Origin of the sequence: Streptomyces sp. NPDC005374, assembly GCF_042872225.1 — a bacterium.
Classification (GTDB): Bacteria; Actinomycetota; Actinomycetes; order Streptomycetales; family Streptomycetaceae; genus Streptomyces.
The window spans coordinates 169,021-180,408 of sequence record NZ_JBIAKA010000022.1 but is presented as its reverse complement, the minus strand read 5'-3'; the positions used below and the strand labels follow the sequence as shown (position 1 = coordinate 180,408).

The following is an 11,388-nucleotide window of genomic DNA, read 5'->3' as shown; positions in this document are numbered from 1 at the left end:
CGGTTACATTCCGAACCCGGAAGCTAAGCCTTACAGCGCCGATGGTACTGCAGGGGGGACCCTGTGGGAGAGTAGGACACCGCCGAACTCCTTTTGAACGGAAAGGCCCACACCTTATGGTGTGGGCCTTTCTGCATTTCCGGACAGGGCCCTTGCACACAGGTACTACTGTGGCCCTCATGAGTTACGTGATCCGGTCCGTCCGTGCTGATGAGTGGCCCGCCGTGAAGGAGTTGCGGCTTGCGGCGCTCCAGGATCCGGTCGCACCCCTCGCCTTCCTGGAGACCTACGAAGAAGCCGTTGCCCAGCCGGACACCTTCTGGCAGGAGCGGACGGCCAGGGGCGCCGAGGGTGCGGACAGCGGCGTACAGACGGTCATCGCCGAGGCGCCTGACGGGCAGTTGGTCGGGACGGTCACCGTGCTGATCGAGGAGCCCGGTGCCCCGGACTGGGCCGGGTTTCCGGTCGAGCGGAAGCAGGGGCATCTCGTCGGGGTGTTCGTGCGGCCCGAGGAGCGCGGGAGCGGGCTCACCGATGTGCTGTTCGACGCCGCTGTGGAGTGGGCGTGGGCGCACGGGGCGGAGCGGGTGCGGCTGATCGTCCACCCGGACAACCACCGGGCGCAGCGGTTCTACCGCAAGGCGGGGTTCGAGCCCACGGGTGTGGTCGTGCCGCTGGCGTCGGTGCCGGGGGAGAACGAGCTGGAGTTCGCCCTCGAACGCGGCTGACTACGCGGGGAGGTCTGCGTCCGGCCAGCGGGTTCGGGCCTGTTCGCGAGACCGGAGCAGCGCCAGGACCGGTAGTCCCCGGCCTGCTCCGGTGGCCAGCAGCTCCGGGAGCTGGGGAAGCGGAGCCACGGCTGCGACGTCGTCCAGGACGAGCGTCAGTGGTGGGTCGAGGCGACCGGAGGATGACCGTTCGGCCATGCGCCGGCCACGCTCGACCACGCTTGAGGTGAGGGCCGTCAGGAGTGGCATCGCGCCGGGGTTGGTCCTGGGATCCTCGATGGATTCACCCACCAGATAGAGCGTGCCCCCTTCGTTGACGAAGGAATCCAGGGCGAGGGCATCACTTCGGTGGGGTGTGCAGGCCTCGCGGATGTTCACCGTGAAGAGGGCTGCGAGGGCTCGTCCGGTCAACTCCTGGGCGATGTCACGGCGTTCGGGGTGCGCGGTGAGGGCGGCTTCCAGTTCGCCCGCTGAGCCGGCGGCTGCTTTCGGATGCGTGCGGAGGGTTCGTACGGCGTCCTGGACCTGTGCGCCCTGGCACCAGCGGTGGACGTGGCGGATGGTGCGGGACTCCAGTGCCGCCGCGTGGAGGTAGCTGCGCAGGAGCGTTTCGGCCACGTCGGCCACGGCCTGGTCGATCTTCGCGGTGGGGCGGATCGGGGCGAGGAGGGCCCGGGCGCGTGCTGTGGCCGTTTCCTTGTCCTCGCAGCCTGCGGTGGGGGACCAGTGGAGGCGGGCCGGGGTGTCGCACAGGTGGGTGGGGTCGTAGACATGGACCGGGCCGAGCTTGGCTCTGGCGTCCTTGGTGTCCGCCCACAGAGCCGGGTTCGAGGTGACGACGAGGGCGGGGCCTTCGGCGTCGCGGATGGCCTGGGCCGCGGTTGCCTGGCGGGATTCCCTGGGGGCGTAGAGCACCGGGCCTTCGGCGCGATGTGTGTCGTCCCGGCCGCTCGCCCGCTCGCCGTTGGACACGGGGACGGGCAGTGGCTGCGGGGAGGCGGGGAGCGGGGCGCCGGCGGGCTGGGGTTCCGGGGCCGGTCTCGGGGACGGTACGTCGTGGATCCGTTCCCCGTGGGCCGGTACCTCGTGAACCGGTTCCGTGCGGGCGGGTTCCTCGTGGGCCGGTGCCGGTGCGGTCTTTCGCGCCAGGGCTGCCAGGCGTTCCGCCCTCGCCCTTGCCCGTAGCCCGCGCCAGCGGGCCAGTGTGCCCGTCACGAAGATCGTCAGGACGGACAGGATCATCAACTGGCCGATGAACAGGCCCCAGACGAGGCCGTAGCCGGAGAGCTGGGCGGTGGGGGTGTCGGGCCAGGCGCCGGAGATGTCCTGGGGGTGGCCGATGAGGTGCCGCATGGCCAGGGGGGTGCGGGTGAAGGTGACGGCCCGGGGCCAGTCGCCGTGGGCGAGCCGGCCCGCGAGGCCCGTCGCCGTCCAGACCAGCAGGGTCGTGCCGAGGAGGAAGGCGAGCATGCCGACCAACAGGCCGTCCGGGACGCCCCCTTGACCACCCTGGCCAGCGTGGCCCGCCTGACCGTCCCGGTAGCGGTCGTCCGGTCTCACCACTGCCCGCCTCCTACGCCACCGTCGACTCGGAGTCGCCCAAGTGCTGTTCCACGAAGGCCGCCGCCCGTTCCTCGGCCTCCAGCTCGGCGGCGCGCAGGGCGTCGACGGCCAGGTCGCGGTCGGCGGAGGACTCCGTCATCGCGCGGTCGGTGAAGACCAGTTGGCGTTCCGTTTCGGTGACCAGGTGTTTGACCACCTGGACATTGCCGTTGACGTCCCAGACCGCGATGCCGGGGGTGAGCGTGGGGATGATCTCCACGGCCCAGCGTGGCAGGCCCAGGACGCGGCCCGTTGCCCGTGCCTCGTCGGCCTTCTGGGCGTAGATCGTCCGGGTCGACGCCATCTTGAGGATGGCCGCGGCCTCCTTGGCCGCCGCTCCGTCCACCACGTCGGACAGGTGGTGCACCACCGCCACGAAGGACAGACCGAGACGCCGGCCGAACTTCAGCAGGCGCTGGAACAGCTGGGCCACGAAGGGGCTGTTGATGATGTGCCAGGCCTCCTCGACCAGGAAGATGCGCTTCTTCCGGTCGGGGCGGATCCAGGTGTGTTCCAGCCAAACACCGACGATCGCCATGAGGATGGGCATGGCGATGGAGTTGCGGTCGATGTGGGACAAATCGAAGACGATCAGCGGCGCGTCGAGATCGATGCCGACCGTGGTCGGGCCGTCGAACATGCCGCGCAGGTCACCGTCGACCAGGCGGTCCAGGACCAGGGCGACGTCGAGGCCCCACGCGCGGACGTCCTCTATGTCGACGTTCATCGCCTCGGCCGACTCGGGTTCGGGGTGCCGTAGCTGCTCCACGATGTCGGTGAGGATCGGCTGGCGGTCGAGGATGGTCTCGTTGACGTAGGCGTGCGCGACCTTGAGGGCGAAGCCGGAGCGTTCGTCGAGGCCGTGGCCCATCGCGACCTCGATGATGGTCCGGAGCAGCGCGAGTTGTCCGGTGGTCGTGATCGCCGGGTCCAGGGGGTTGAGGCGGATGCCCTGGTCCAGGGCCGCCATCGCGTCGAGCCGGATGGGCGTTATCCCCAGCTCGCGCGCGATGAGGTTCCATTCGCCGGCGCCGTCCTCGCCCTGGGCGTCGAGGACGACGACCTGGCGGTCGCGGAAGCGCAACTGCCGTAGGACGTACGTCTTCTCGAGGGCCGACTTGCCGTTGCCGGACTCGCCGAGGACCAGCCAGTGCGGGGCCGGGAGCTGTTGGCCGTAGAGCTGGAAGGGGTCGTAGATGTAGCCCTTGCCGGAGTACACCTCGCGGCCGATGATCACGCCCGAGTCGCCGAGGCCCGGCGCGGCGGTCGGGAGGTAGACCGCCTGCGCCTGGCCGGTGGAGGTGCGGACCGGCAGGCGGGTCGTCTCGACCTTTCCGAAGAGGAAGGACGTGAAGGCGTCGGTGAGGACGGACAGCGGATCCCGCATGTTGGTCCCCTACTTTCGGATGCCGGTGGCGAACGGAAGTGTGTTCACGAAGGCGCGATGGTGCTCGCGGTCGCACCACTCCAGTTTCAGGTACGACTTTCCGGCCGAGGCCCGGATGGTCCGCTTGTCGCGGGCCAGGGCCTCGGGGTTGCGGGAGGAGACCGTGATGTAGCCGACGAGGTTGACACCGGCCGCGCCGCTCGCGAGGTCCTCGCCGCGCTGGTCGAGGCGGTTGTGGGAGGCGATGTCGCGGGGGTCGACCGTGCGGTTCATCTTGGCGGCGCGGGACGCCTCCGCCTCGTCGTTGGTCTTCTCGGTGAGCATGCGCTCGATGGCGATCTCGGTGGGTTCGAGGTCCATCGTGACGGCGACCGTGCGGATGACGTCCGGGGTGTGGACGAGGAGCGGGGCGAGGAAGTTGACGCCGACGGGGGTCATCGGCCACTCCTTGACCCAGGCCGTGGCGTGGCACCAGGGCGCGCGCGTGGAGGACTCCCTCGTCTTCGCCTGGAGGTACGTCGGTTCCATGGCGTCGAGTTCGGCCGGCCAGGCGTTGCGCCTGGTCATCGCCTGGATGTGGTCGATGGGGTGGTCGGGGTCGTACATGGAGTGGATGAGCGAGGCGAGCCGGCCCTGGCCGAGGGGCTGGCGTACGCGGATGTCCGCCTCCTGGAGGCGGGAGCAGATGTCGGTCAGCTCACGGGCCATGACGACCGCGAGGCCCGCGTCCCGGTCGAGCTTGCGGCCGGCCTGGGGGCGGGCGGCGCGGGCCATGGTGTGGGCCTCGGCGGCGAGTTCGCGGCCGTAGTGCATGCACGCGACGAGGTAGGCGCGGTGCTGCTCGCTGCTGGTGGAGACCATCGACTGGAGCTGGTCGTACGACGTCTGCAGCCACGGCAGCGCCTTGTCGTCCCCGCGTACGGCGACGTCCTTGGCGTGGGCGTCGGGGTCGGCGGGCAGGGTGCGGGCGAGGATCTGGAGCCGGGTGACGAAGCCGTCGCCGTTGGCCACGTGCTTGAGCAGGGTGCCGAAGCGGTCGACGAGGGCTTCCTGGTCCTCGGAGTCGCGCAGGCCGACGCCGGGGCCCTCGATCTCGATGGCGGCGGTGACGGTACGGCGGTCCGCGTGGAGGAGCACGGCGATCTCGTCGGGCCCGAACGGGGCGGCCAGCCAGTTGATCCGGCCGATGCCGGGCGGCGGGCCGATCTCGACCTCGCGGCCGTCGATGTGGGTGCCGGCTTCCATCACGGAGGAACGGTACGTGGTGCCCTGGCGCAGGGTGCGCTTGAAACTGCGGTTGATCTCGAACCACTTGTAGAAGGTGCGGCGCTTGTAGGGCACGTAGACCGCGGCGAGCGCGATGAGGGGGAAGCCCATCAGCAGGACGATGCGCAGGGAGAGCACCGGGACGAGGAGCCCGCACATCATGCCGAGGAACGCGCCCGCGATGATCAGTGCGATCTCGCCGCTCTCGCGGTTGCGGCCGACGATCGCGTTCGGCCGGGCGCGGCCGATGAGATACGTACGGCGGGGCGTGACCGTGTGCGACACGTGGGACTCGGTCGTCAACGCCCGTCACCTCCTGTGCTGTTGCGGTTGTTGCTGGCGTGCGGGGTGTTCACCGGGTTGCTCGCGCGGGGAGCGGGCGCGGCGGAGGGGACAGATCCGCCGCCTCCGTTCGGGGTGCGCGAGCTGTGCGCGGCGACGCCGCCGGACACCGGGTTGCTGGGGCGGGCGCCGGAGTTGCCTCCGCCTCCTCCGCCGTTGTTCTCGGCCCGGGTGCTGTGGGTCTTGATGCCCTGGGCGACCAGGGTGGCCGGGGAGCTCATGACCGCGGCGGCCTTGCCTTCGGCGCCCTGCATGATGCGGTTGCTGCGGCCGCCGGCGATCTCGTCGCCGAAGCCGGGGACGAAGCGGTAGATCATCGCGCTGGCGAAGATGGCGAGCAGGATGATGGCGAGGCCGGAGACGACGGCGGAGAAGGAGTCGGGGCCGTCGTCGGAGGAGAGTGCGCCCGCGAGTCCGAGCACGATGACGATGACCGGTTTGACCAGGATCACCGCGATCATGATGCCGGCCCAGCGGCGGACGTGGCCCCAGAGGTTCTTGTCGACGAGGCCGGCGTAGACGACGGTGCCGAGGAGGGCGCCGACGTAGAGGAGGGCGGCGCGGATGACGAGCTCCAGCCAGAGCACGCCGGCGGCGAGGATGCTGACGAGGGAGACGACGATCAGCATGATCGGGCCGCCGCCGATGTCGTTGCCCTTCTCCAGGGCGCCGGAGAAGGTGCCGAAGAACGTGTCGGTCTGGTCGCCGGTGGTCTTCGCGAGGACCTGGGAGACGCCGTCCGTGGCGGAGACGACGGTGTAGAGGATCAGGGGGGTGAAGGCGGATGCCAGCACGGTCAGCCAGAGGAAGCCGATCGCCTCGCTGATGGCGGTGGTGAGGGGGACGCCTCGCACCGCGCGCTTGGCGACGGCCAGCAGCCACAGGAGAAGGGTGAGGATGGTCGACGCGGCGAAGACGACCGCGTACTGCTGGAGGAACTTCTGGTTGGTGAAGTCGACGTTGGCGGTGTCCTTCACGGCCACGCTGAGCTTGTCGATGGTCCAGGCGGCGGCCTTGGCGCAGCCTTGGGCGAGGGAGGCGAGGGGGTCGAGGGTGGAGGTGGGGTCGTCGTTGATCGACCCGCCGTTCGACTTGCTGCTGCGGTCGCTCTCGCACAGGGTGCGGGCGGTGCCGCTGATGAGGCGGCAGGCGTCGTCACTGGCGGTGGGAGTGGGTGTGGGCGACGGGGCGGCGAATGCCTGGGCCGACAGGAGCACGGCTGCGCTCTGCACAGCTGCGACCGTGGCGGTGGCCTTGAGTACGTAACGATTACCGCGCATAGGTGAACCCTCCGTACTCGTCAACGGCCTTCGCCATGTCGTCGGCACTGGAGGCCGTGTCGTCGCCGGGGACGGGCGTCGGGCCTTCCGTCTGGGACTGTGTGACGACCTTCCAGTCGTCGTCGGCCCACTCGAGTTTCATGGTGATGGTGAACCAGCTGTTGGTGACAGGGTTCGTGGATTTCGCGCCCGCCATGCCGAGCAGTCCGCTGCACCAGACCTCGACGGTCGCATTGTCCGCGGAGGACTCGGTGATCTTGGTGCCGATCGGGCTCGTACGGGAGACGAAGGTGTAACCGGCGGGCGTGGAGCCGTTCTCGTTCAGTCCGACGTTCTTGTTGAAGGCCGGGGTGTAGGCCCTGTCGAGGGTCGACTGGAACGAGGCCGTACGGGAGGGGGTGATGATGGTCTGCAGGGTGGCGTCGCGCTTGGCCTTGTCGAACATGTCGGCCGAGCCCAGCGCCACCGCGTAGTTCGCGGCCGCGCTCTGGGCGCCCTGGGCGTCGTGCGCGTAGCCCGTGGGAATCAGGCCCGGGTCGGACTGCACGGGCTTGGTCCCGCTCGGTGCTGTGGCCGTCGCCTTGGGCTGACCCGCCGTCCCCTCCGCCGACGACGAGGGGTCGTCGCCGCCGCGGTTCGCGAAGGCGATTGCGGCGATCAGGAGGACGACTACGCCGACCACCGTGATGAGGCTTCTGGAGGATGAGCGGCTGCCGCCTCTGCGGGCGCCGCCGTAGACGTCGCCGCCGGTGCCCTCCGGGTACCGGGTGCGGGTCTGGCCGGTGCCGCCGTAGCCGCCGGAGCCCTCCGGGTCGTCTCCGAGACTCATGCCGCTTACGCCCCCTCGACGTCGTGCGGAACAGCGTGGGAAAACGCATACGAGTACGACGGTAGCCGTGCTGGTTCCCGCGCGGGCGCGGTGTGGTGACTCGGCATCGGAGTCATCGGAGTCTTTGAAGACATCGGAGACATCGGGGGAACGCAACCTCAGCCGGTGGGCACGACGGACAGGTGGGGTAGAGGGGGTACCGGGTGCGCCCGGCCGGACCAGAGGTGCGTCGACCGGACGCGGCGGCTATACGGCCATGCCGTACACGATGGTGAAGAGCGTGCCCAGGGAGCCGATGATGAAGACTCCTGTCAGACCGGCGACGATCAGGCCCTTGCCCTGTTCCGCGCTGAAGGTGTCCCGCAGGGCGGTGGCGCCGATGCGCTGTTTCGCGGCGCCCCAGATGGCGATGCCGAGGCAGAGCAGGATGGCGACCGCCATGACGACCTGGATCATCGTCTTCGCTTCCGTCCCCAGCGCCCCGAAGGGCCCCCAGTCGGGAGCGATCCCGCCAATGATGGTGTTGATGTCTCCCTTGTCGGCCGCATAGAACATGTAAGTCACCGCCCCTGGTGGGTAGTTCCGCTTCCCCTGCGTGCGCAGAGGTCAGGCCTCATTGTCGCTGACAATTCCGCCCGCGTATGTCGACTTGGCGGCATTGGTGGGCGGGTTTCGTACGAACGACTGTATGGTCACTCTGTGTATCACGGCAGGTCACCCCGGGCAATGAGGCCTGAGCGGAACCTGACGTGTGGTTCCGTCGTTGACCCCTCTTGCGACCTGCGGCCCTTCTGGCACCGATGTTCTGCGGGTGAAGGCTATCCCGGGAAGCTGTCGGCATGACGAACGGGCCGCGGTCGGTGACCGCGGCCCGCGTGTTGACGGAGAGTCAGCCGGTGAAGGCGCTCACTCCCTCCGGGGTGCCCCAGCCGGTGGGGCCGTCGTAGCCGGACGTGGCGGTGCAGAAGTAGCTGGTGGTGCAGGAGCCGTTGTTGCCCGAGGTGACGTCGTTGAGGGCGGCGGTGCCGGCCTTCTTGTAGGGGTCCTGGGCCGGGTAGGTGCTGCTGCCCGGGGTGCCCGCGAGGGCGTAGACGCCCGCGATGATCGGGGACGAGGCGCTGGTGCCGCCGAAGGTGTACCAGCCGGCGGTGACGCCGTAGGAGTCGTAGACGGAGACTCCGGTGGCGGGGTCGGCGACGGCGGAGACGTCGGCGATCATGCGCTTGGTGCAGCCGGTGTCGGTCTGCCAGGTGGGCTTGGCGTCGTAGGCGGAGCAGCCGGAGCCGGTGCCCTCGGTGGAGCTGGTCTTCCAGACGCTCTCGGTCCAGCCGCGGCTGCTGGAGGACGTGGAGAGGGCGGTGCCGCCCACCGAGGTCACGTACTTGGAGGCGGCGGGGTATTCGGCGCCGTAGTCCGCGTCGCCCGCGCTGACGGTGATGGCGACGCCGGGGTGGTTGAAGTACGAGGTGTCGTAGGAGGTGTCCGAGGAGGACTCGGAGCCGCCGTAGGAGTTGGAGACGAACTTGGCGCCCAGGGCGACGGCCTCGTTCACCGACTTGCCGAGGTTGGCCATGGTGGCCGAAGTGGCCTCCACGAGCAGGATGTTGCAGTTCGGGCAGACCGCGGAGGCCATGTCGACGTCGAGGGAGATCTCCTCGGCCCAGCCGGAGTCGCTGGCGGGCAGGGAGGTCGTGGAGCCGGTCTGGGAGACCTTCTTGAAGCAGCCGTTGGCGGTGGTGCAGGCGGAGAGGCCGTAGTACGAGCGGTACTTGGCGAGGTCGGCCTCGGCGTTGGGGTCGTTGTAGGCGTCGACGATGGCGATGGTCTCGCCGGAGCCGTTGGAGGAGGCCGCTGCGGTCAGGCCGTAGGCGGACCGCAGGTCGGTGGGGCCGTAGCCGGAGGGGGTGGCGGCGTCGGCGGCCTTGGGGGTGACGCCCCTGGATTTCTGGAAGGCGGTGGTGCCGCCTGTCACACGCAGGGAGTTGCAGGCGAGCTCGCCGGTCTTCTTGGGGGTGGCGCAGGGGGTCGCGGCCCAGGTGACCTTGGACGAGGTCGTCGCGTCCGCGTGGATCGCGGTGCCGAAACCTGCCAGGACGAGGGCGGCGGTGGCGGCCACGGCGGAGCCGATGCGGCGCCATCTCAGGCGGGTGGGGGGAAGGTCGGTACGCAAGGTGCAGCCTCCTGAAGGTGGGAGAACAGGGGCGGTGCGGGTGCGTGCCGTCGGTACGGTCTCCCCGGCGGCGGGCGGCGGCCTGCCACGACGGTCCCTTGTTGAGTACGCGACAACAAGGCGGGTGGTGGAATCCTGACCTCCGCCATACCGAAACCGGCCCGGGCGTGACCCTTCCATGGTCGGCAGGCGGTGGGCGCTTGACCCAACTCACAGGTGGGACGCGCCCGTTCGGGACACGGCGAACGGGCCGCGACCGGTAGTCGCGACCCGTTGCCGTTGCGCCGCCGAGGGGACCCCACGTCCCCCTCGCAAGGGCGGCTGTCCCGTGACCCGACGGGACGTTCATGGACTGGGTCAGCCGGTGAAGGCGCCCAGGCCTGCCGGCGTGCCCAGACCGGTCGGGCCGTCGTAGCCCGACCCGGCGGTGCAGTAGTAGCTGACGGTGCAGGTGCCGTTGTTGCCGGAGGTCACGTCGTTGAGGGCCGAGGTGCCGGCCACCTTGTACGGGTCCTGGGCCGGGTAGGTGCTGCTGCCCGGGGTGCCCGCGAGGGCGTACACCGACGCGATGATGGGCGAGGAGGCGCTGGTGCCGCCGTAGGTGTTCCAGCCCGTGCCGTCGGCGCCGTAGGAGTCGTAGACGGAGACTCCGGTGGCGGGGTCGGCGACGGCGGAGACGTCGGCGATCATGCGCTTGGTGCAGCTCGCGTCGGTCTGCCAGGTCGGCTTGGCGTCGTAGGCGGAGCAGCCGGAGCCGGTGCCCTCGGTGGAGCTGGTCTTCCAGACGCTCTCGGTCCAGCCGCGGGTGGTGGAGGAGGTCTTGAGCGCGGTGCCGCCGACGGCGGTCACGTACTTGGAACCGGCCGGGTACTCGGCGCCGTAGGCCTCGTCGCCGGCAGAGACGGTGATGGCGACGCCGGGGTGGTTGAAGTACGAGGTGTCGTAGGAGGTGTCCGAGGAGGACTCGGAGCCGCCGTAGGAGTTGGAGACGAACTTGGCGCCCAGGGTGACGGCCTCGTTCACCGACTTGCCCAGGTTGGCCATGCTCGACGAAGTCGCCTCGACCAGCAGGATCTTGGCGTTCGGGGCGATGGCGGAGACCATGTCGAGGTCGAGGGATATCTCACCGGCCCAGCCGCTGTCAGCGGTGGGGAGGGAGGTCGTGGAGCCGGTCTGGCCGACCTTCTTGAAGCAGCCGTTGGCGGTGGTGCAGGCGGAGAGGCCGTAGTACGAGCGGTAAGTGGCCAGGTCCGCCTCGGCGTTGGGGTCGTCGTAGGCGTCGACGATGGCGATCGTCTGGCCGGCGCCGTTGTTGGCGGACGCGGCGGTCAGGCCGTAGGCGGACCGCAGGTCGGTGGGGCCGTAGCCGGTGGGGGTGGCTGCGGCGGCGTCGGGCTTGACGGTCGCGGGGGACACGCCCTTCTGCGCGGCCTGCTTCTCCATGAACGCGGTGGTACCGCCGGTGACGCGCAGGGCGTTGCAGGCGGCGAAGCCCTTCTTGGGGGTGGCGCCGCACGCGCTCTCGTACGTCACGTGTGCCTTGGCGACGGCGGCGGCGATCGTCTTGCTGCTCACCTTGTGGGAGGTGGCCGCGGTGTCCGCGCTGGCGTGCGCCGCGGTGCCGAGGCCCGCGATCAGGAGTGCGCCGGTGGCTGCGGCGGCGGAGCCGATGCGGCGCCATCTGCCGGACATGTGGGGGGTGTTGGGGGTGAACGTACGCAACGTACAGCCTCCTGAGAGTGGTTGAAAGAGGCCTGCGAGGGGACCACCGGTGAGGTTCCCGG

At 69.8% G+C, this 11,388-nt stretch carries 9 protein-coding genes and 1 rRNA gene; 2 read left to right on the top strand and 8 right to left on the bottom strand.

Annotated elements, in window-relative coordinates; genetic code table 11:
• A 5S ribosomal RNA gene (gene rrf / locus ACFYRX_RS40955) occupies positions 1 to 88 on the top strand; the annotation flags it as partial.
• 91 nt (positions 89 to 179) lie between these two features.
• A complete protein-coding gene (locus ACFYRX_RS40950; protein ID WP_389111737.1) occupies positions 180 to 728 on the top strand; it encodes a GNAT family N-acetyltransferase in 549 nt (182 codons plus the stop codon).
• On the opposite strand, the gene ACFYRX_RS40945 is transcribed toward ACFYRX_RS40950, so the two are convergent.
• The 8 genes from ACFYRX_RS40945 to ACFYRX_RS40910 all read right to left on the bottom strand — a co-directional run bounded on the left by ACFYRX_RS40945 (position 729) and on the right by ACFYRX_RS40910 (position 11,326).
• Entirely contained in the window at positions 729 to 2,288 is a 1,560-nt protein-coding gene (locus ACFYRX_RS40945; protein ID WP_389111748.1) for a TraM recognition domain-containing protein, read from the bottom strand.
• A gap of 13 nt (positions 2,289 to 2,301) precedes the next feature.
• Positions 2,302 to 3,717 carry an ATP-binding protein gene (locus ACFYRX_RS40940; protein ID WP_389111736.1) on the bottom strand — a complete coding sequence of 472 codons (1,416 nt, stop codon included), beginning with the start codon at positions 3,715 to 3,717 and terminating at the stop codon, positions 2,302 to 2,304.
• A 9-nt stretch (positions 3,718 to 3,726) separates the two neighbouring features.
• Positions 3,727 to 5,286, bottom strand: a complete 1,560-nt coding sequence (locus ACFYRX_RS40935) for an SCO6880 family protein (protein ID WP_389111734.1) — start codon at positions 5,284 to 5,286, stop codon at positions 3,727 to 3,729.
• Positions 5,283 to 6,605 carry a hypothetical protein gene (locus ACFYRX_RS40930; protein ID WP_389111732.1) on the bottom strand — a complete coding sequence of 441 codons (1,323 nt, stop codon included), beginning with the start codon at positions 6,603 to 6,605 and terminating at the stop codon, positions 5,283 to 5,285. The genes ACFYRX_RS40935 and ACFYRX_RS40930 overlap by 4 nt, the downstream gene beginning before the upstream one ends.
• On the bottom strand, positions 6,595 to 7,434 hold the full coding sequence (locus ACFYRX_RS40925; protein ID WP_389111731.1) for a hypothetical protein: 840 nt from the start codon (positions 7,432 to 7,434) through the stop codon (positions 6,595 to 6,597). The genes ACFYRX_RS40930 and ACFYRX_RS40925 overlap by 11 nt, the downstream gene beginning before the upstream one ends.
• 246 nt (positions 7,435 to 7,680) lie before the next feature.
• Positions 7,681 to 7,989, bottom strand: a complete 309-nt coding sequence (locus ACFYRX_RS40920) for a hypothetical protein (protein WP_389111730.1) — start codon at positions 7,987 to 7,989, stop codon at positions 7,681 to 7,683.
• 334 nt (positions 7,990 to 8,323) lie between these two features.
• On the bottom strand, positions 8,324 to 9,604 hold the full coding sequence (locus ACFYRX_RS40915) for a peptidase S8 (protein WP_389111729.1): 1,281 nt from the start codon (positions 9,602 to 9,604) through the stop codon (positions 8,324 to 8,326).
• A gap of 357 nt (positions 9,605 to 9,961) precedes the next feature.
• Positions 9,962 to 11,326: a peptidase S8 gene (locus tag ACFYRX_RS40910; protein WP_389111728.1), complete on the bottom strand. Its 1,365-nt coding sequence runs from the start codon at positions 11,324 to 11,326 to the stop codon at positions 9,962 to 9,964.
• Between the last annotated feature and the right edge of the window lie 62 nt (positions 11,327 to 11,388).